15 protein-coding genes are annotated in these 22,926 nt (G+C 42.9%); all 15 read left to right on the top strand.

Translation table 11 applies throughout. The features are described from left to right. The first annotated feature begins 21 nt into the window (after nt 1–21). Nucleotides 22–1,338 carry a quinol:cytochrome C oxidoreductase gene (locus ACQZ43_RS01260; protein WP_430614021.1) on the top strand — a complete coding sequence of 439 codons (1,317 nt, stop codon included), beginning with the start codon at nt 22–24 and terminating at the stop codon, nt 1,336–1,338. 19 nt (nt 1,339–1,357) lie between these two features. Continuing rightward, nucleotides 1,358–2,530 carry a cytochrome c oxidase subunit II gene (locus ACQZ43_RS01255; RefSeq protein ID WP_430614019.1) on the top strand — a complete coding sequence of 391 codons (1,173 nt, stop codon included), beginning with the start codon at nt 1,358–1,360 and terminating at the stop codon, nt 2,528–2,530. A 33-nt stretch (nt 2,531–2,563) separates the two neighbouring features. Next, complete coding sequence (locus ACQZ43_RS01250) at nt 2,564–4,360, top strand: cytochrome c oxidase subunit I (RefSeq protein WP_430614018.1); 1,797 nt, start codon at nt 2,564–2,566, stop codon at nt 4,358–4,360. Between the two features lie 1,300 nt (nt 4,361–5,660). Then, complete coding sequence (ruvB, locus tag ACQZ43_RS01245; RefSeq protein WP_430614017.1) at nt 5,661–6,683, top strand: Holliday junction branch migration DNA helicase RuvB; 1,023 nt, start codon at nt 5,661–5,663, stop codon at nt 6,681–6,683. A gap of 198 nt (nt 6,684–6,881) precedes the next feature. Next, entirely contained in the window at nt 6,882–9,164 is a 2,283-nt protein-coding gene (locus ACQZ43_RS01240; protein ID WP_430614016.1) for an NADP-dependent malic enzyme, read from the top strand. A gap of 195 nt (nt 9,165–9,359) precedes the next feature. Next, nucleotides 9,360–9,941 carry a Holliday junction branch migration protein RuvA gene (gene ruvA, locus ACQZ43_RS01235; protein WP_430614014.1) on the top strand — a complete coding sequence of 194 codons (582 nt, stop codon included), beginning with the start codon at nt 9,360–9,362 and terminating at the stop codon, nt 9,939–9,941. A 9-nt stretch (nt 9,942–9,950) separates the two neighbouring features. Beyond that, nucleotides 9,951–17,285: a cell surface protein SprA gene (gene sprA / locus ACQZ43_RS01230; protein WP_430615564.1), complete on the top strand. Its 7,335-nt coding sequence runs from the start codon at nt 9,951–9,953 to the stop codon at nt 17,283–17,285. A 158-nt stretch (nt 17,286–17,443) separates the two neighbouring features. Then, complete coding sequence (gene gcvH / locus ACQZ43_RS01225) at nt 17,444–17,824, top strand: glycine cleavage system protein GcvH (protein ID WP_430614013.1); 381 nt, start codon at nt 17,444–17,446, stop codon at nt 17,822–17,824. Then, nucleotides 17,814–18,191: a VanZ family protein gene (locus tag ACQZ43_RS01220; protein ID WP_430614012.1), complete on the top strand. Its 378-nt coding sequence runs from the start codon at nt 17,814–17,816 to the stop codon at nt 18,189–18,191. The genes gcvH and ACQZ43_RS01220 overlap by 11 nt, the downstream gene beginning before the upstream one ends. A 41-nt stretch (nt 18,192–18,232) precedes the next feature. After that, a complete protein-coding gene (gene deoC / locus ACQZ43_RS01215; protein WP_430614011.1) occupies nt 18,233–18,976 on the top strand; it encodes a deoxyribose-phosphate aldolase in 744 nt (247 codons plus the stop codon). A 105-nt stretch (nt 18,977–19,081) separates the two neighbouring features. Beyond that, nucleotides 19,082–19,978: a heme o synthase gene (gene cyoE / locus ACQZ43_RS01210; RefSeq protein WP_430615562.1), complete on the top strand. Its 897-nt coding sequence runs from the start codon at nt 19,082–19,084 to the stop codon at nt 19,976–19,978. Between the two features lie 2 nt (nt 19,979–19,980). Next, on the top strand, nt 19,981–20,562 hold the full coding sequence (locus ACQZ43_RS01205; protein WP_430614010.1) for a cytochrome c oxidase subunit 3: 582 nt from the start codon (nt 19,981–19,983) through the stop codon (nt 20,560–20,562). Between the two features lie 43 nt (nt 20,563–20,605). Beyond that, nucleotides 20,606–21,586: a cytochrome c oxidase subunit 3 gene (locus tag ACQZ43_RS01200; protein ID WP_430614009.1), complete on the top strand. Its 981-nt coding sequence runs from the start codon at nt 20,606–20,608 to the stop codon at nt 21,584–21,586. Nucleotides 21,587–21,605: 19 nt separating this feature from the next. Next, on the top strand, nt 21,606–21,968 hold the full coding sequence (locus ACQZ43_RS01195) for a cytochrome C oxidase subunit IV family protein (RefSeq protein ID WP_430614008.1): 363 nt from the start codon (nt 21,606–21,608) through the stop codon (nt 21,966–21,968). Between the two features lie 246 nt (nt 21,969–22,214). Beyond that, nucleotides 22,215–22,880 (top strand): hypothetical protein, encoded by a 666-nt coding sequence (locus tag ACQZ43_RS01190; protein WP_430614007.1) that lies wholly within the window; start codon nt 22,215–22,217, stop codon nt 22,878–22,880. Nucleotides 22,881–22,926: the final 46 nt, after the last annotated feature.

Raw genomic sequence — 22,926 nt, 5'->3', positions numbered from 1 at the left:
AAACTTATTTGAAGTTTAGATATGTACACATTTTCAAAAAGATTGAAAACCTTCGCACTGATTCTAATGATCTTAGGATTGATAGGAATCGTTTACGGGTTTATCAATGCACCAAAAACAGTTAATGACGTTGAGCGTATTTTAACAGAACAGCACCATGGAGATTCTCATGAGGTAGCTGCGGAATCTGGTCATCACTCCGAAGTGAGTGCGGCCGAACATGCAGAACATCAACATCACCTGGAGCACGTACTGCAACAAATGCAAAACAAACCATGGGCAGCCTTATACATTGCCTGTATTTTCTTTATGTTAATCTCCCTAGGGGTATTGGCATTCTACGCCATCCAATACGCTGCACAAGCAGGATGGTCGCCAGTTTTATTTAGAGTAATGGAGGGGATTACCGCGTATTTACTACCGGGCTCTCTTATATTCTTTGTACTATTGGTATTGTCTACTATGAATATGAATCACTTGTTTATCTGGATGGATCCAGAGGTTGTTGCCAATGATCCAATCATCCAAGGTAAAACAGGATTCTTAAACGTTCCTTTCTTCCTTATTAGAGCCGTAGTGTTCTTGGCTGGATGGAACTTATACAGACATTATGCAGTTAAAAACTCTTTAGCTCTTGACGAAACTAACGATTTGCGTTACTACAAAAAGAACTTTAAATTGGCTGCTGCTTTCCTAGTATTCTTCATCGTTACAGAATCTATCATGTCTTGGGACTGGATCATGTCTATCGATACGCACTGGTACAGTACGCTATTCGGTTGGTATGTATTCGCTAGTTTCTTCGTAACGGGAATTACGGTAATTGCCTTTGTAACTTTATACCTAAAATCTAAGGGTCTTTTAGAATATGTAAACACCAGTCATATCCACGATTTGGCTAAGTTCATGTTCGGTATCAGCATCTTTTGGACGTATTTGTGGTTCTCTCAATTCATGTTGATGTGGTACTCCAATATTCCGGAAGAGGTAACGTACTTCGTCTTTAGAATTCAAGAGTATAAATTGCCTTTCTTTGGTATGTTAGTGCTTAACTTTGTACTTCCTTTGTTGTTGTTAATCAATACTGATTTCAAACGATTGACTTGGATTATTGTTATGGCTGGTTCTTTGATCGTAGTAGGACATTATTTGGACTTCTTCAATATGATTACTCCAGGTACCGTTGGTGGTTCTTGGTTTATTGGAGTATCCGAGATCGCATCGCTTTTATTCTTCGCAGGATTGTTTATATTTGTTGTTTTCACGGCACTTGCAAAAGTTCCTTTGTTAGCAAAGAACAACCCTTTGATTGAAGAGAGTAAACATTTTCATTATTAATATTTAAAGTAATAAACAAATGACAAGTTTATTAATATTAGCCGTTGTAATATTGTTGGGAATTGCTGTATGGCAGTTGACTAAAATATTTGACCTAACGCAGATCGGATCTTCTTCTAATGATGCAGAATCCCAGATCGCTACAGATAAAGACAATAATATCCAAGGATATTTATCTTTCGGATTCTTAGCATTTATTTATGTGATTACCATTTATTGTTTGTATTACTACGGTGACTTACCTTTGATGGATAATCCTGCTTCTGAGCACGGAGTACACGTGGATAACCTAATGTGGATTTCAATGATCTTGATTTTCATCGTTCAGATTATTACACAAGCCCTATTGCACTATTTCGCTTTCCGTTATAGAGGTAAAAAAGGAAATGTGGCCCTGTACTTTTCAGATAACGACAAATTAGAGGCGGTTTGGACCATTATTCCAGTAATCGTTTTATCGGGTTTGATCTTATACGGTTTGTTCGCTTGGAACGACATCATGTTTGTCGATGAAGAGGAAGAGGTAATCTATGTAGAGGTTTATGCCAAACAATTCGGTTGGGATATCCGTTACTCTGGAAAAGACAATACACTCGGAAAAGCAAACGTTCGTTATATTGAAGGAATCAACGTAGTTGGGGTAGACATGTCTGACCCAAATGCTCAGGACGATATGATGGCTAAGGAATTGCATTTACCAGTAGGTAAAAAAGTAGTGATGAAAATGCGCTCGCAAGACGTGCTTCACTCTGCTTATATGCCACACTTTAGAGCGCAGATGAACTGTGTTCCTGGTATGGTGACACAATTTGCTTTAGTGCCTTCGGTGACTACAGCAGAGATGCGTGAACGCGCTGAAATTGTGAAAAAAGTAAACAATATTAATAAAATACGAGTAGAGAAAAGCAAAAAATTAGTTGCAGAAGGTCAAGAGGCGTTAGACCCTTATACCTTTGATTATTTGTTGCTTTGTAATAAAATTTGTGGTGCTTCTCACTACAACATGCAAATTAAAATTGTAGTTGAAACGGAAGAAGAGTTCAATAAATGGTTGAAAGAATTACCTTTATTAAGCGACCAAGTTAAAGCTGAAAAAACAGCGGCAGCTACACCGGCAGCACCTGTGGAAACAGCAACTCCGGACGCTGAAGTTGTGACAGATTCAACAGCTATAGCCCACAGAATTAAATAATTCTCACGTTTTATATATTCAAAAAATTATACTATGTCAGCAGTAGGACACGAAATAACAAATGGTCACGATCACGAGCACCACGATAAAGGTAATTTCTTTACCAAGTACGTGTTTAGTTTAGATCATAAAATGATTGCTAAACAGTATTTGATTACTGGAATTATCATGGGAGTTGTCGGTGTGGCAATGTCTCTTTTATTCAGAATGCAAATCGCTTGGCCAGATGAATCTTTTAGAATTTTCAACTGGTTGTTAGGAGACAAATTTGCTCCAGACGGAGTGATGAAGAATGATGTATACTTGGCATTGGTTACCATGCACGGTAGTATCATGGTCTTCTTCGTATTAACAGCAGGTTTGAGTGGTACCTTTAGTAACTTATTGATTCCATTGCAAATTGGAGCCCGTGATATGGCTTCTGGTTTCTTAAACATGGTGTCGTATTGGTTGTTCTTTATCTCTTCGCTTATCATGATCCTTTCATTATTCGTAGAGTCGGGACCAGCTTCTGCCGGATGGACGGTTTATCCGCCTTTGAGCGCCTTGCCGCAAGCCATTCCAGGTTCAGGTACGGGTATGACCATGTGGTTGATCTCTATGGCTATATTTATCGCTTCTTCTTTGATGGGGTCTTTGAATTATGTAGCTACTGTAATCAACTTGAGAACTAAGGGAATGTCCATGACGAGATTGCCGCTTTCTGTATGGGCTTTGTTCGTTACCGCTATTATCGGTATCGTTTCCTTCCCAGTTCTTTTATCAGCTGCTTTATTGTTGATTTTTGACAGAAGTTTTGGTACGTCTTTCTTCTTATCAGATATTTATTTAGCTGGAGAGGTATTGCATTACCAAGGAGGGTCGCCTGTTCTTTTCGAACACTTGTTTTGGTTCTTGGGTCACCCGGAGGTTTATATTGTAATTTTACCAGCGATGGGGATTACTTCTGAAGTAATTTCTACCAATGCGCGTAAACCGATTTTCGGATACCGTGCGATGATCGCTTCGATTTTGGCTATTGCTTTTCTATCTACGATCGTATGGGGTCACCACATGTTCGTATCGGGAATGAATCCGTTCTTAGGTTCTGTATTTACGTTTACAACCTTGTTGATTGCGATTCCTTCTGCAGTAAAAGCCTTTAACTATATCACTACACTTTGGAAGGGTAATCTCCAAATGAACCCAGGCATGTTGTTTTGTATCGGTTTCGTATCGACATTCATCACCGGTGGTTTAACGGGAATTATCTTGGGAGATAGTACTTTGGATATCAACGTTCACGATACGTATTTCGTTATTGCTCACTTTCACTTGGTGATGGGTATATCGGCTTTATACGGGATGTTTGCTGGTATTTACCACTGGTTCCCTAAAATGTTCGGTAGAATGATGGATAAAAACTTAGGTTATATTCACTTCTGGGTAACAGCGGTATGTGCTTACGGTGTTTTCTTCCCGATGCACTTTATCGGAATGGCAGGTCTTCCTAGACGTTACTATTCCAATACAGCGTTCCCTTTGTTTGATGACTTAGCCGACGTAAACGTTATTATTACGGTTTTCGCATTAATCGGTGCTGCTTTTCAATTGGTGTTTTTATGGAACTTCTTCTTTAGTATTTTCTATGGTAAGAAAGCAACACAAAACCCTTGGAAATCCAACACTTTGGAATGGACTACTCCAGTAGAACACATCCACGGTAACTGGCCAGGTGAATTACCTACAGTACACAGATGGCCGTATGACTACTCTAAACCGGGCTTTGAAGAAGATTTTGCTCCGCAAAACTTACCGATGAGAGAAGGTGAAGAAGAGTTACAACACTAGAAAATATCTTACTTATATAAAGACAAAAGTCGCTTCATTTATTGGGCGACTTTTGTCATTTTTTCTTATTGCGTATTCGTGGATTTGCGTATTCGATTATTCGCCAGTTTTCGTAGGCTGTTTCATTTTGTGCTTAAAATAGCAGTTCTTTCGTCTTTGCAGAATTCAAGACGAATTTGCATATCAGCAAATCTTTGCATCAGCTTTTTGCGCGTTTTCGTAAAGTATTTCAGTTTTCGAATAAAAATTGTAGGCATTTATACTTCAGCACAATTCAAGACGAATCAGCGCATCATCGAATCAACGAATCAGCATTTTATTGCTTATTCGCGGATTTGCAGATTCGATTATTCGCCAGTTTTCGTAGGGTGTTTTATTTTGTGCTTAAAAAAGCAGTTCTTTCGTCTTTGCACAATTCAAAACGCATCAGCTTTTTATTGCTTATTCACCAGTTTTCGTATAGTATGTCATTTTCCGAATAAAAAGAGTAGGCATTTATACTTCAGCACAATTCAAGACGAATCAGCGCATCATCGAATCAACGAATCAGCTTTTTATTGCTTATTCGCGGATTTGCGTATTCTTTTTATTGCTTATTTGCGTATTTGCATATTCGATTATTCGCCAGTTTTCGTAGAGTGTTTCATTTTGTGCTTAAAAAAGCAGTTCTTTCGTCTTTGCAGAATTCAAGACGAATTTGCATATCAGCAAATCTTTGCATCAGCTTTTTGCGCGTTTTCGTAAAGTATTTCAGTTTTCGAATAAAAATTGTAGGCATTTATACTTCAGCACAATTCAAGACGAATCAGCGCATCATCGAATCAACGAATCAGCTTTTTATTGCTTATTCGCGGATTTGCGTATTCTTTTTATTGCTTATTCGCGTATTTGCATATTCGATTATTCGCCAGTTTTCGTAGAGTGTTTCATTTTGTGCTTAAAATAGCAGTTCTTTCGTCTTTGCACAATTCAAGACGAATTTGCATATCAGCAAATCTTTGCATCAGCTTTTTGCGCGTTTTCGTAAAGTATTTCAGTTTTCGAATAAAAATTGTAGGCATTTATACTTCAGCACAATTCAAGACGAATCAGCGCATCATCGAATCAACGAATCAGCTTTTTATTGCTTATTCGCCAGTTTTCGTAAAGCATTTCAATTTCCGAATAAAAATACTAGGCATTTATACTTCTGCACAATTCAAGACGAATCAGCGAATCATCGAATCATCGAATCCGCTACTAAAGCAAATGCCCAATTCTCCATCACCGTATTTCGACTAAATCAATTATCTTTGCTTTTATGAACGAGAATTTAAATCCGACCAACCAACATTTTTCTTCGGACGACTTAGATGTCGAAAAGAAACTGAGGCCGCTTTCCTTTGAGGATTTTGCTGGGCAAGATCAAGTTTTGGACAACTTAAAAGTTTTTGTGCAGGCGGCAAACCTGAGGGATGAAGCTTTGGATCACACGTTGTTTCACGGTCCTCCCGGTTTGGGAAAGACCACCTTGGCCAATATTTTGGCCAATGAATTAAATGTGGGCATCAAGATTACTTCGGGTCCGGTTTTGGATAAACCCGGTGATTTGGCTGGGTTGTTAACGAATTTAGAGGAGCGCGACGTCTTGTTTATCGATGAAATTCACCGATTGAGTCCGATCGTAGAGGAGTATTTGTATTCGGCTATGGAAGACTTTAAGATCGACATTATGATAGAGTCGGGGCCTAATGCCCGCACCGTTCAAATTCACTTGAATCCCTTTACTTTGGTTGGGGCAACCACCCGTTCGGGTTTGTTGACCGCACCGATGCGAGCGCGATTTGGAATACAGAGCAGATTGCAGTATTACAATACCGAATTGCTCACCACCATAGTCGAGCGCAGCTCGGGTATATTGAATATGCCGATATCGATGGAGGCGGCGATTGAAATTGCCGGCCGTAGTCGAGGAACACCCCGTATAGCCAACGCCTTGTTGCGCAGGGTGAGAGATTTTGCTCAAATCAAGGGAAACGGCACGATCGATGTGGAAATCGCGCAATACGCCTTAAATGCGCTTAATGTCGATACCCATGGACTGGACGAGATGGACAATAAGATCCTAAGGGTGATTATTGAAAAGTTTAAAGGCGGACCGGTGGGACTGTCCACTTTGGCAACCGCGGTCTCTGAAAATGCAGAGACGATCGAAGAGGTGTACGAACCCTTTTTGATTCAGCAGGGCTTTATCATGCGAACGCCTAGAGGGAGAGAGGTCACCGATTTGGCTTTTAAGCATTTGGGACTGATACGGCCGGCCTCACAAGGCGGTCTCTTTTAAAGATCAAATCCCGAGAGTAAACGGTGGTATTGCTAGGATAAAATACAAAAAAAGGAGTGAAAAACAAAGGTTTTTCACTCCTTTTTTTGGATGTGGCCGGTCGGCTTGTTAATTGCGGGTTCAAATGAAATTTCGTGCTGCTCAATACTTAGTTTTTACGATCAATAACCCTATATTTGTTTCTCTAAACTTAAAAATATGCATAAAGACAGTAAACGTAGAGAAGCTTTATTGTACCACGCAAAACCCACTCCCGGGAAAATTCAAGTGGTACCGACGAAAAAATATGCTTCTCAAAGAGATTTAGCTTTAGCTTATTCTCCTGGGGTGGCAGAACCCTGCTTGGAAATTGCAAAAGATGTAAGAAATGTTTATAAATATACCGCTAAGGGAAATTTAGTCGCGGTAATTTCAAACGGTACTGCCGTATTGGGATTGGGTGATATTGGACCTGAAGCATCAAAACCCGTGATGGAGGGAAAGGGATTGTTGTTTAAGATCTTTGCCGATATCGATGTTTTTGACATTGAAGTGGATACCCGCGATGTAGAAAAATTTATAGAAACCGTTAAGAATATTGCGCCGACCTTTGGCGGAATTAATCTGGAAGACATCAAGGCGCCGGAATCTTTCGAGATCGAACGTCGATTAAAAGAAGAATTGAACATACCGGTGATGCACGACGACCAGCACGGTACCGCAATCATTTCGTGTGCGGCCTTGCTCAATGCGGTTGAACTGGCTGGTAAGAAGATGAACGAGGTTAAAATGGTGGTTTCCGGTGCGGGTTCCGCAGCGATTGCCTGTGCCAAGTTGTACATCTCCTTTGGCGTTAATCCGGAAAACATCATCATGTTAAACAGCAAGGGCGTTTTGAAAAAAGACGACCCGCGAATCTCCGAGATGCAGCGCGATTTTGCAACGGATAAAAACATCAGTACCCTGGCAGAAGCTATGGTAGACTGCGACGTCTTTATCGGTTTGTCCAGCGGGAATATCGTTTCGGCAGAAATGTTGTTGAGTATGGCCGATAATCCAGTGGTCTTTGCCATGGCCAATCCGCTACCCGAAATTTCCTATACCTTGGCCATGGATACCCGTAAGGATATCATTATGGCTACAGGGCGTTCCGACCATCCCAACCAAGTGAATAACGTGCTGGGATTTCCCTTTATCTTCCGCGGTGCCTTAGACGTGCGCGCTACCAAGATCAACGAAGAAATGAAAAAGGCCGCGGTGGTTGCCTTGGCAGAATTGGCCAAAGCCTCCGTGCCCGAACAAGTCAATATCGCTTATGGCGAAACCAAATTGATCTTTGGAAGAGATTACATCATTCCAAAGCCGTTTGACCCGCGTTTGATCACCGTTGTTCCTCCTGCTGTAGCCAAAGCGGCTATGGAAAGTGGAGTGGCTACCGAGCCGATTACCGATTGGGAAAAATATAAAAATGAGCTTTATGAGCGCATGGGGTCCGACAACAAACTCGTAAGAATGTTGACCACCAGAGCCAAAACCGATCCCAAGCGATTGGTCTTTGCCGAAGCCGATCATTTAGACGTTTTAAAAGCAGCGCAAATCGTAGCCGAAGAAGGCATTGGAATACCGATCTTGTTGGGCGATAAAAAAATTATCTTGGAATTGATGAAAGAAATCGGTTTTGATGCCGATGTGGAAATCATCGATCCCAAGACAAAAGAAGAAGCCGAGCGCAGAAACCGTTTTGCCACCTCCTATTGGGAGTCTAGAAAGCGCAAGGGAACCACCTTTTACGACGCGGAAAAATGGATGCGCGAGCGCAATTATTTTGCCGCTATGATGGTGAACGAAGGCGATGCGGATGCGTTGGTAACGGGATATTCGAGAAGTTATCCGTCGGTGATTAAGCCGATTTTGGAATTGATACCCAAAGCAGCAGGCGTTTCTAAGGTGGCTACGACCAACGTGATGATGACCAAACGCGGACCGATGTTCTTGGCCGATACGGCGATTAATCCAAATCCTTCGGCAGAAGATTTGGCAAAAATTGCCCTGATGACCGAACGTACCGTGCGCATGTTTGGATTGGATCCCGTGGTAGCCATGTTGTCCTTCGCCAATTTTGGTTCTGCCGATCACGAATCGCCGGCCAAAATGCGAAAAGCAGTGGCTTATTTGCATGAAAACCATCCGGAAATGATTGTTGATGGGGAAATTCAGATCGATTTTGCCCTAAATCCAGAGATGTTAAAAGATAAATTTCCCTTTTCGAAATTGGTCAACAAAAAGGTCAATACCTTGGTTTTTCCAAACCTAGATGCCGCCAATATGATGTACAAAATGTTGAAGGAACTCGATAAAGTGACTTCGATTGGCCCTATAGTTTTGGGATTGGACAAAGCCGTTCACGTGTTCCAATTGGGAGCCAGCGTGGAGGAAATGGTCAATATGTCTGCCGTAGCCGTTGTGGATGCGCAGGTAAAAGACCTGAGAAAGAAAAAGTAATACCCGTTTTTAACAAGGCGATAAAGGGCTGATTGTAAAATCAGCCCTTTTGTCGTTTTTAAGGGAAATCCCCGTTGTTTTACGCATAAATAACGTCGGTTTTTAAGCGCTGGGCCGCAAAATACGAACGGATTTAAAACTGTTAGAAAATAGTTAAAATATATTTGCTATTTTTGGATAAAATTTGAAAAAAGGATGATTGCACATATTCAGGGAAGACTGGTGGAGAAAACACCTACAGATGTAGTAGTTGATTGCGGCGGCGTGGGATATTTTATACATATTTCACTGCACACCTATTCGCAGATAACAGCCTCTGAAAACATCAAGTTGTTCACTTTTTTACAGGTAAAAGAAGATTCGCACACCCTTTTTGGCTTTGCCGAAAAGATCGAACGCGAGCTTTTTAAGCTGCTGATTTCCGTATCGGGGATCGGCGGGAGTACCGCACGAGGCATGTTGTCGTCGATCAGTCCGCGAGAGCTCTTGCAGGCCATAGCCGCTAACGATGCCAAAACCATACAGTCTGCCAAGGGAGTCGGAGCCAAAACCGCCCAGAGAGTCATCTTGGATTTACAGGAGAAAGTAATAAAATTATATAATATTGAGGATGTTTCTTTAGTCGTTAACAATACAAATGTAGAAGAAGCGTTATCTGCTTTAGAAGTTTTGGGCTTTGTTAGAAAAACAGCCGAGAGGGTGGTCGCTAAAATCGCCAAACAAACTCCCGATGCTTCTGTGGAGATGATTATTAAACAAGCTTTAAAAAACTTATAGAACTTGAAAGTGAATTTTCAAAAACGATTTGTTTGCCCGCAATGGCTCTGGCTTATTGGGTTGTTAGTACTGACCCTAAACGGACGTGCACAACAAACGGGACAGGCTGCCGATACGATTAATGCCAAGAAATTTGATGTGGGAAGTATTGCCCTACCCGATCCTAAAAGCATCACGGAGTCCTATACCTATGATCCGACAAGCGACCGTTATATCTATACCAAATCCATAGACGGATACAATATTGACTATCCCTTAATCCTGACGCGTAAGCAATACGAAGACTTGGTGCTCAAAGAGCAGATGAGACTGTATTTTATGCAAAAATTCAATACCGTAGACGGCCGTAGCGATCCGGAAGTCGAGCGCGATATGTTGCCGCGATACTATGTCAACTCCAGTCTTTTTGAAGGCATTTTTGGCTCAAATACCATAGATGTCAAGCCACAGGGATCGGTGGAGTTCGATTTGGGTATGCGCTATACCAAACAAGATAATCCATCGCTTTCGCCGAAAAACAGAAAGGTTTTTACCTTTGATTTTGACCAGAGAATATCGATGAGTCTCCAGGGAAAAGTGGGGACGCGCTTAAATGTGAATGCCAATTACGACACCCAGTCGACCTTTGATTTTCAAAACCTGATCAAATTGGAGTACACGCCTGATGAGGACGATATCTTACAAAAAATTGAGGTGGGTAACGTCAGTATGCCCATCAGCAGCTCGTTGATTCGAGGTGCTCAGAGTTTATTTGGTGTCAAGACCCAATTGCAATTTGGTCGTACCACCTTTACCGGGGTGTTTTCCGAGCAAAAGTCACAAACCCGCTCGGTGGTTGCCGAGGGCGGAGGAACCATGGAAGAATTTGAACTCTTCGGTTTGGACTACGATGCCGATCGACACTTTTTCCTGTCGCAGTATTTTAGAAGCCGGTACGACGAAAGTTTAAAAAACTATCCCTATATCAATAGCCGGGTGCGAATTACCAGGGTAGAGGTGTGGATTACCAACCGACAAAACAGAGTGTCTACTACCGATAACAATATGCGTAATATCATCGCTATTCAGGATTTGGGTGAGGGCCGTTTGTCTCGTATCAACGATATGGAAATCATCGGAGTCAATACACAGGCCTATCCCGATTTTATCGTCAATCCACAGCCCGATGCACCTTCGGATAACAAAAACAATAAATTTGACCCGGGTAAAATCGGATCAAACTTCTTAAATAGCGGTATACGAACCATCACCAGTGGTGCAGCCGGATTTAACATACCGGTCACCGAGGGACGGGATTTTTCCAAATTGGAGAGCGCCCGTAAATTGACGGCCAACGAATTTACCTTCCATCCCCAATTGGGATATATCTCCTTACAGCAACGCCTGTCCAACGACGAGGTGTTGGCGGTGTCTTACCAATATACCATAGGAGATAAGGTGTACCAAGTAGGTGAATTCGGTAGCGATGGGGGCGATGCTACCACGGTGATACCCAATTTGGACCCCACACAATCGCCTATTCCAAGCTCGCAAAACTTGGTGTTAAAAATGCTTAAGAGCAATTTGACCTCGGTGGAGCAACCGTTGTGGAACTTGATGATGAAGAATATCTATCAAATTCCCGGCGCCATGCAATTGGAGCAACAAGACTTTAGATTTAACATCCTCTATACCGATCCTTCGCCCTTGAATTACATCTCGGCTGCGGGAGCGGATCCTTTGCCTCCCGATGTGGAGCGAACGCCTTTGTTGCGCGTTTTTAACCTAGACCGACTCAATTTCACCAATGATCCCCAAGAAGGAGGTGATGGTTTTTTTGACTTTGTAGCCAATGCCGTAGGTCAAAATCCGATGAATGCCATGGGAGCCGGCGTCGGTGCTGGTGGTTTGGGGTCAACCGGTGGCAATACCGGGGGAATGGGAAATCAAAATACCGGTCAAAACAATTTTAATACGTTTGAGGGAATCACGATCGACGCCCAAAATGGCCGTATTATCTTTACCTCGGTAGAGCCTTTTGGAACGCATTTGTTCAACAAATTATCGCAAAACAATTCGGAAGACTACAATTTCCCCGCTTCCTACAACTCCAACCAAAGAAAATACGTCTTCCGCAAAATGTATCGCGGCACTCAGGCTTCGGCTTTGCAAGAAGGCGATAAGAATAAATTCCAATTAAAAGGCCGTTACAAAAGCTCTATGGGCGACGGTATTCCCATTGGAGCCTATAATGTTCCTCAGGGGTCTGTTGTCGTACAGGCTGGAGGGCGTCTCTTGATTGAAGGGGCAGACTATACGGTCGATTACGCCAGAGGTCGGGTGAAAATATTGGATCCCGGGCTACAAGCTTCCAATACCCCCATAGATATTTCTGTCGAAAACAATGCGGTATTCGGACAGCAAACCAAGCGTTTTTTCGGTTTTAATGTCGAACATAAATTCAGCGATAAGTTTTTGTTGGGAGCCACTTATTTGCGGTTGTCAGAAAAACCGATGACTCAAAAATCCAGCTATGGAGAAGAGTCTGTCAACAACACCATCATGGGGATGAATGTGAACTATTCTACCGAAGTGCCCTTTTTTACCCGATTGGTCAATAAATTACCCAATGTGGACACCGATGCCGAGTCGAGCATTTCCTTTAGAGGAGAGTTTGCTTACCTCAAGCCGGGCAGCTCTAAGGCCGATCAATTCGGTGGAGAAGCCACCTCGTATATAGACGATTTCGAAGGTTCCCAATCCAATATTGATGTGCGTTCGCCTCAGGCCTGGCATTTGGCCAGTACCCCTGTCGGCTTTGGCGACGAGGCAAACGACCTCTCTTATGGATACAGACGGGGTAAACTGGCGTGGTATACCATCGACCCTGTTTTCTATGCCAGCTCGAGAAGGCCAAACGGCATCACCGAACAAGACGTCTCTTCCAACCGGACCCGACGTGTTTTTAGCGAGGAATTATTCCCTTCTAAAGACGTCGCTTATGGCGAGAGCCGCGTGATTAACACCTTGGATTTAACGTACTATCCCAAGGAGCGTGGTCCGTACAATTACAATCCCGAATACGCGACTTCCGGTCGATTCATGAACCCCGATAGAAACTGGGGAGGAATTATGAGAGCGCTGAATTCGACCAACTTTGAACAGGCAAACGTCGAGTTTATCGAGTTTTGGATGATGGATCCCTACACGGGAAATCCCGGCGACGTATCCAATGAAACCAATCAGGGGCAGGTGAAGTTTAACCTGGGCTTTATCTCCGAAGACATCTTAAAAGATGGGCATAAGCAATACGAAAATGGACTGCCTACGGCGGGCGGAAATCAACCGGTTATCAAGACGATCTGGGGGAAAGTTCCCGCATCGACTTCGTTGATCTATGCCTTTGATACCAACGAACAAAATAGAATAGCTCAGGATACGGGCTTGGACGGACTCTCCGATGCGGAGGAGGCGGCGATGTTTCCGTCTTTTGCAAACCTGGAAGATCCGGCAGCCGATAATTACGAATACTTCTTAAGCGCCGAGGGGAATGTACTGGAGCGCTATAGAAATTACAACGGTGTAGAGCGCAACTCTCCGGTGGGACTAAGCGGAAATAACCGAGGGTCGAGCACCTTGCCCGATACCGAAGATATCGACGGCGACAATACGATGAATACGATTAACGCCTACTACGAATTTTCGGTAGATGTGAAAGCGGGCTTGAAAATAGGAGAGAATCACGTGGTCGACATTCGAACGTCCTCGGCTCAACTACCCGATGGATCGACGACTCCCGTGCGTTGGATTCAGTATAAAATTCCCATTGATGCCAATGAAGACAATGCCGTAGGACCCATCTCTGATTTGAGATCTGTTCGCTTTATGCGGATGTTTGTAACGGGCTTTAAAGACGAAGTAACCCTGCGTTTTGGAACCTTAAACTTGGTGCGCAGCGAATGGCGTCGCTTTGACGGATCGTTGATAGAAGATGTCAATTCGCCCATCAAAGGCTCCAATGTTGGCTTTGACGTGACCTCGGTCAATCTCGAAAACAACTTTGAACGCAATCCCATACCTTACGTAACCCCTCCAGGAGTGGTGCGCGAACAGGTGTATACCAACAACTCGTTGATCAATCAAAACGAGCAATCGCTATCGTTAAAAGTATACCAACGCGACCCGGCTATCATGTCGCCAAGCGGCTTGGAGCCCGGAGATTCCAAAGCGGTGTTTAAAAATGTCAGCGTCGATATGCGTCAGTATAAAAAACTGCGCATGTTTATACACGCCGAAGCCTTGGAACCACAAGGGGTTTCCGATCGATTGAGAGATGACGAAATGGTGGCGTTTATCCGTTTTGGAAATGACTTTACCGAGAACTTCTACCAAGTGGAGATTCCGCTAAAACTGACGACCTTTGGCGAAACCGCTCCCGATCTGATTTGGATGTTGGAAAATGAGATTGAAGTAGCGCTGGATTTATTGACCAAACTCAAGGTTTTGAAGATGAACGACGCCTCGGTAGATCCCAATTTGATTTACTACAAAGACGAAGACGAACTGGATGGCTCCCTCTCGGGCAAGCCCAATAAGCTGCGCTTGGGAATCAAGGGTAGTCCGAATTTTGGACGTGTGCGCACGATCATGCTCGGGTTAAAAAACCAAACCGATTTACTCGGTGCACCAAGAGATTTGCGAGGCGAAGTGTGGTTTAACGAACTGCGCATGTCCGATATGGAAAACAAAGGCGGTTGGGCAGCTGTGGCAAACGTAGATGCACAATTTGCAGATTTTGCCAATTTATCGGCAACGGGAAGCCGTTCGACGATTGGTTTTGGTGGCCTGGAACAAGGGCCAAACGAGAGAAGTAGAGAAGATTTATTACAGTATAATTTGGTGACCAACGTCAATTTGGGGCAATTGCTACCGAAGAAATGGGGGATTAATTTGCCGTTTAACTATGCGATTGGCGAGGAGACCATTACGCCGGAATACGATCCTTTTAATCCGGATATCAAACTCAAATACATGAAAGACGGCGCCAAATCCGACGCCGAGCGCAACGCCATTCAAAATAGAGCAGAGGACTATACCAAGCGTAAGAGTATCAATTTTATCGGGGTCAATAAACAGCGTAATCCCGAGAAAAAAGCCCGTATCTACGATGTGGAAAACTTGACGCTCTCGCATTCTTACAACGAGATGGAGCGACACGATTTTGAAATCGAAGCCCTGATGGATCAGCAGACCCGTACGGCGGTGGACTATGCCTATACCTTCAATCCCAAGCCGATAGAGCCCTTTAAAAAAACGGCTTTTATGAAGAAGAGCAGTTATTGGAAAATTTTGAGCGATTTTAACGTCAATTACCTGCCGTCAAACGTGTCTTTTAGTACGAATATACTGCGTCAGTACAACAAGCAACAATACCGCTTGGTCGACGTAGAAGGCATTGGCTTTGAACCCCTGTATAGACGAAATTACCTCTTTAATTACAACTACGGATTTAATTATAATATAACCAAGTCTTTGAGGTTGTCGTATACCGCAGGTACCAGTAATATCGTTAGAAACTATTACGATTACAACAACAGAATTAACAACGACAACACGATTTGGGACAACTATTTTGACGTGGGTGAAGCCAATCAGCACATGCAGCAATTTACGTTGAACTACGAGTTGCCCATCAACAAAATACCGATGTTGTCCTTTATCAAATCGACCTATTCCTATACCGGCGATTTTAACTGGCAAAGAGCGTCAGACGCCTTTTCGTCTGTAGAAGACAACGGCAATATCTACCACTTGGGGAATACGATTCAAAATGCGAATTCGCACCGATTAAACACCGTCTTCTCCATGGATAAGATGTATCGTTATATCGGACTGGTAAAGAGTAGCGACCGCAATAAAAAGAGCTCAAGTGCAAAAGTTGCCGCCTTGGTACCGGGGCAAAAAGTGGTGCGTAATGCGGTGGCCAAACCGGAAGAAGAAGAGAATAAGGGCAATGCCGTTACCGACATCTTGATCGGATTGGTAACCAGTGTGCGAAACATACAGGTGAACTATACCGAGAACAACGGTACTTTCTTACCCGGGTTTATGCCTGGTTTGGGATTCTTCGGTACTTCCAAACCCTCGTTGGGATTCGTTTTTGGTAGTCAAAGCGATGTGCGTTACAACGCGGCTAAAAACGGATGGCTCACCGATTATCCCGAGTTTAATCAAAGCTTTACACAGGTCAACAATAAAACCTTAAACGTGACAGCGCAAATGGAGCTGATACCCGATTTGATGATCGACTTGTCTGCGGATAGAACCATGACGCAAAACTTTTCGGAACAGTACGACGTGGAGAACGGCAGGTACAACCCGCGTGCTCCTAGCGATTTCGGTAACTTTACCATATCGACCGTATTGATCAAAACCGCGTTTAGCAAAAGCGATATCAACAGCTCGGTGCCCTTTGATCAGTTTAGAGACAACAGACTGGTGGTAGCCAATCGCTTGGCGGCATCCCGAGGTATTGACTTGTCCAATTCCGCCAATTTGGATGCCGATGGCTTCCCGATCGGATACGGAAAAAACAACCAATCGGTTTTATTACCGGCGTTTTTAGCGGCCTATACCGGAGCCGATGCCTCCAGCGTATCCACGGGTGTTTTTAGAAATATTCCCCTGCCAAACTGGAACATGAAATACACCGGATTGATGAAAATAGGCTGGTTTAAAGATAATTTTAGAAGATTCTCCTTACATCACGGCTATCAAGCGGGGTATACCATAGGGTCGTTTAGTTCGAACTACGAGTATATCGCAAACCCCGATCAAGTCAACGATCACGGCAATTATCCCGTGGAGACCATAGTGAACAATGCCACCTTGGTCGAGCGCTTTAATCCGTTGGTTCGCGTGGATTTTGAGTTGAAAAACGCCTTTAAAATCTTGGCCGAAATCAGAAAGGATCGCGCCTTGTCACTGAGTTTTGACAATAATTTACTGACAGAAGTCAGCGGAAATGAGTATATTGTAGGTTTCGGGTACCGGATTAAAGACGTGTCGTTTAACTCGGATTTGGCCAATGACGGGCAGGGTGGGCGAATCACCAGTGATATCAACATCAAAGCCGACTTTACTTGGCGTAAAAACCAAACGATAATCAGGTATTTGGACTACGACAACAATCAGTTGGGAGCAGGGCAAGACATTTGGTCGTTCCGCTTTACTTCGGATTACGCGTTGAGTCAAAATTTAACCGCGATTTTCTTTTACGACCACACCTTTTCGAAGGCGGTGATCTCGACGACTTTTCCGATGACCAATGTTAGGGCCGGTTTTACCATGAGGTATAATTTCTAAGGGAACAGCTAATACAGTTGTCAACGCGGTTCAAGCTGGCAGCAGCCAATATGCGGATTCGGGTCGAAGCTGTTGCCGTAATTAGAATGCGTTTAAATTCAAGGCTAAAAATTTTTAAGTTATTTTAATTGTCATACATTTGCTAAAAACTAAATATAATGAACATACCAGCTAATTTAAAGTACACTAAAGATCACGAGTGGATATCTATTGAAGGAGATATCGCAACAGTAGGAATTACTGATTTCGCTCAAAAAGAATTGGGAGACATCGTTTATGTTGAAGTGGAAACTTTGGATCAATCGTTAGATCGTGACGAAGTATTCGGAACAGTAGAAGCCGTTAAAACGGTTTCCGATTTATTCCTACCTCTTTCTGGAGAGATTATTGAGTTTAATGAAACCTTAGAAAGTGAGCCGGAATTGGTAAATACCGATGCTTACGGAGCGGGATGGATGATTAAAGTGAAGATTTCAGATGCGTCACAAGTGGCGGATTTATTGTCTGATGCTGCATATAAAGAATTGATTGGGGCGTAATATATACTTTTGGATCGCATTGGTCTGGACGGTTTTGGTAGGGGTTGCCTGTTTGATGGACGCGAGTACCATCCCATCGGTTTCCCGCTGGAATATTCCGGGCAAAGACAAAATAGTGCATTTTACCTTTTATTTCGTTTTTTCTGTATTGTGGAGTAAGTACCTGTTGTATCGGTTGGAGTGGAAAGCATTTCAAGTATACCTCTTGGTCTTTATCTGCGCCAGTTTATTTGGCGGAACTATAGAGCTTTTGCAGTTGTATTGCACGACTTCAAGAGGAGCGGAATGGGGAGATGTAGCAGCGAATTGCTCCGGCAGTTTTCTGGGTTTACTAGGCGTATCCCTTATTGGCAACAAAAAAAAATAACCAAAGCCCCACACCTAGTGGGGCTTTTGATTTTTAACGATATGGATTTGAGAAATTATATGGATTCGACTTACCTGAAAACGGCTGTTCAAGCCGGATTAAGTGAAGGAGAAAACACAGCAGTCGTTATTCAAGTAATACAAGAGGCGATCGAGGAGTCTTTTAAGTTGGTGATGCTCCGGCCGCAATACGTGGCGTTGGCTCGAACCGAAATAGATCAGGCGGCGTCTAAGGTTTTGGTGGGGACCGTCATCGATTTTCCCGAGGGCAAAGCTACTCTGGAAGCCAAAATACAGGAGGCAACCACCGCGATAGCCGATGGTGCAGACGAGTTGGATTTTGTGGTGAATTACCGCTTGTTTCAGCAGGGTGGGGTAGCGCAAGTGCGCGACCAAATCTGGAAGTGTACCCAGCTCACGCTGAGTGCGGGTAAGACGGTCAAGTGGATCATCGAAGTAGCCGCCCTAACCGATTTGGAAATCGTTCAACTGACTACCTTGGTTAAAAAGGTGGCCCTGTCCAAGTTTGAGGAACGGCAATACGAAAGGATATACGTCAAATCCTCCACGGGTTTTTACCCTGTAGAAGCGGGCAAATCTAATGGAGCCACACCGGCGTCCATAGTGCTGATGATGGAAAATGCCAATCCGCTTCCGGTGAAAGCCGCCGGCGGAATTCGCTCGCGTAGCGAAGCCGAGCAAATGATCGCTTTAGGCGTGAAAAGATTGGGTACCTCGTCGGCCAAGAGCATAGTAGATCACGCGGATTCCACCTCCGATTACTAAGGATTACATTAATTAAAGATTAACAGTAAGTGCTGTAGTTTTTAAGTATTATTTTAAAAATTGGAGTATATTTGCATTCCCATTTTAGATGAAATGAAAACTGCTTTGAACATACCACAAGAGACTAAGACTTCGTTATTTAAGGAATTTAAAGAGATGACCAAAGCCGGATTGGCTATAAGCGTTGTCTTTTCCACTATTGCAGGCTATTTTTTGGCCGTGCTGGATTGGCGTGAAGTCAATGTGTGGACACTTTTAATGTTGGCGGTCGGTGGCTACTGTATGGTAGGAGCGTCTAACGTCTATAATCAGATTATAGAACGGGAACTGGATGCTAAGATGAAGCGCACTCAAAACCGCCCTATTGCTGCGGGAAGGGTTAAACCTTCAGTGGCCTTTGCCTTGGCTGCGGTATTGACTGTAGTCGGTGTGGCTATACTCTATGTAGTCAGTCCTAAGACAGCGATGTTTGGGGCGATTTCCATCTTTTTATACACCAGTATTTACACCCCATTAAAAACCGTGACCCCTTTGTCCGTTTTTGTCGGTGCCTTTCCGGGTGCCATTCCCTTTATGTTGGGATGGGTGGCTGCTACAAATAATTTTGGCATCGAAGCGGGAACCTTGTTTTTGATTCAATTCTTTTGGCAATTTCCCCATTTCTGGGCTATTGGTTGGTTTTTGTTTGACGACTATAAAAGAGGGGGTTTTTCCATGTTGCCTACGGGTAAACGCGATAAGAAAACCGCTCTTCAAATCATATTGTATACCGTTTGGCTCATCATTATATCTATATTTCCGGCAACGGGACTTACAGGCAGGTTGTTTTTATCTCCTGTTTCTGCTGTATTGGTCTTTTTAGCGGGTTTATGGATGCTTTATGCCGCCATACAGCTGTATAGAACTCGAACAGAGAAAGCGGCTCGCTCCCTGATGTTGGTGAGTGTTTCCTATATCTCGTTGATTCAGATTATATATATATTAGATAAATTTTTGCGATAATTATGGAAGTGACTATTGAAGAACAAGAAGAAAAGAAAGGCAAGGCACTTAAGGTGATGCTTCTCTTTGCGATGGGAAGTATTATTATGGTATTTGCAGGGCTTACAAGCGCCTATGTGATCAGTAAGTCACGACCGGACTGGTTGAGTGATTTTACTTTGCCAGCGGCCTTTTTATACAGTACCTTGGCTATATTGTTGAGCAGTGTTACTTTTAGCCTGGCACACAGAGCTATTAAAGTCGATGATCGCAATAAGACGACAATTTACTTGCTTTCTACTTTGGTATTAGGTTTATTATTCGTTTTTTTGCAGTTCAAAGGATTTGGACAAGTTATAGAATCCGGTTATTTCTTTACGGGGAGCGAAAGCACCATTACTACTTCGTTTTTGTATGTGGTGGTAATAGCGCATATTGCCCATCTATTCGGTGGATTGATAGCCTTGCTAATCGTAATTTATAATCATTTTAAACAAAAGTATAATTCGGGTCAAACTCTTGGTATAGAGTTATGTGGGATGTTTTGGCATTTTTTAGATTTGATTTGGATTTATTTGTTTTTGTTTTTTACTTTCTATAAATAGAAAAAAGACTTAAATTTGGGAACTTTTTAACTAACAACTTGATATGGGAGCGACAGTTACTACAGCAGCTACTAAGGAAAAAATTTGGGGCGGCGGAAATGAGCCTCTTGGTGTAAGCTATGGAAAAATGATGATGTGGTATTTCATATTGTCTGATTCATTAACATTTGCAGGATTCCTTGCTGCCTATGGTTTTTCGAGATTTAAATTTATGGACTCTTGGCCGATTGCCGATGAGGTGTTTAATCACTTTCCATTTTTACACGGAGTAAATGCGCCAATGTACTATGTGGCATTGATGACATTTATTCTTATTTTCTCTTCGGTAACTATGGTTTTGGCCGTAGATGCGGGACACCAATTAAAGAAGAATAAAGTAGCCTTTTACATGTTCTTGACTATCATCGGAGGATTTATCTTCTTGGGATCTCAAGCATGGGAGTGGAAAAACTTTATTCAAGGATCTTACGGAGCGGTGGAAACCCGCGGTGGATCGATCTTGCAATTCGTAGGAGAAGACGGTAAGCAAATTGCTTTGGCAGATTTTGCTGTGGCCTCTGCCGATAAACAGAGAGTCCAAAAAGAGCGCAACACCGGTGCTTGGTTCATCAGCGGATCAACCGTGCCTACCTACTCTTTAGAAGAGGTAAGAGCTGGTTTTGAAGCCAATCCGAACGTGCGTATCAGAACGCAGTTCATCGACGAGACCAAACACAAGATCATATTGTCAAGAGAAGCTTCTGCGGAACGCCTAAATGATGCGGTAATGGTTGTGGAAGGGGCAAACCTAAAACACAACGAATACGGACATAAGGTCTTTGCCGATTTCTTTTTCTTTATTACAGGTTTCCACGGATTCCACGTTTTTACTGGAGTACTTATTAATATCGTGATTTTCTTCAACGTATTATTGGGAACTTATGAAAGAAGAAAATCGTATGAAATGGTCGAAAAAGGAGGATTGTACTGGCACTTTGTAGATTTAGTGTGGGTATTCGTATTTACTTTCTTCTACTTAGTTTAATCTTTTAAAATTTAAGACAATGTCAGCATCAAAAGGTACAGCACATCAATCAAATACAAAAAGAATTTGGACGGTATTCGTAATTCTTTCTTTGATAACTATAGTAGAGGTGGTTTTCGGTATTTTTAAACCCGATTTCCTTCACTATACACATATTGTTCATTTGAGTTTATTGAACTGGATTTTTATCTTATTAACCATTTGGAAAGCGTATTACATCATGTGGGCATTTATGCACTTAGAAGGTGAAAAGGCCGCTTTAAGATGGTCGGTAGTAGGAATACTCGGTTTCTTAATCGCTTATATGGTAGCCTTGTTATTAACGGAGGGAGCTTATATTTTCGACGTGTTTAATAACTCCATTTACAAGTGGATATTTTAATAACATATTAAGTATTTAAAGGCGATTTATTAATCGCCTTTTTTTATTTTTGTACGAGTGATTATTGCGATAGTGGCCAAGGGCATTTTCTTGTTGGTATCAGTTAAACAAGTGGGCTGCCGGAGCCTTTGCGCAAGGGAATCAAAAAAGCTTTAAGGAGGGGTCGATTAACGCCTGTGCGGTTGTTTGCAAGAGCAACGGCAGCGCGCCCAACGACAATCCGTTAAAAAACACTAATTATCCGATATGAAAAAGTACATTATACTTACTGTTTTGTTTATCATGCCTATCTGTGCCTATCTCTTCTTTGCCACAGGGGTCAATCAGTTTGCCCAATTACCCACCTTAACTGTTGGTGTCAACGAGTTGCCGGAAGGAAAAACCTGGTCGGGAAATCCGATCGTCTTAAAGGATAAAATTACCGTAATCGGTTTTCCGGGTTTCGACATGTTTAGAGACCGGGGCAATGCCTTTAACCTAGATCAAAAAATTTACAAGAGATACCGCGATTTTAACGATTTTCAAGTAGTCTTTGTCGCGCCTATTGGCAGTGAAGAAGAAGTGAAGCGCGTCAGAGCCGAACTCGAACCGATTTCCGACTTGGAAAAATGGGATTACCTCTTCTTGGAGCCCGAAGAAATTACAGCCTTTTACGATTCGTTTAAAATCCATGGAAAGCTGGATAAGAACTTGGGTACTCCCGATGTGTTTATCTTGGATAAGGAGCGAAACCTCCGCGGTAGAAAGGGAAAAAATCACAAGGGTGAAGAGGAGTATAGAGAGGGGTATAATACCATTTCTGCAGCCGACCTCCACAACGAAATGATGGACGACATGAAGGTGATTTTGGCCGAGTACCGCTTGGCACTCAAAAAGTACAACAAAATCGTTAGCGATACCGAAATCAAGTAAATCTCAAGGCTAGCACAGAGCAGCTGTGCGGCTGTATACCTAAAAC

This window comes from Flavobacterium sp. JP2137 (assembly GCF_050562195.1).
Classification (GTDB): Bacteria; Bacteroidota; Bacteroidia; order Flavobacteriales; family Flavobacteriaceae; genus Flavobacterium.
This window is presented reverse-complemented; position numbering and strand designations above follow the sequence as displayed.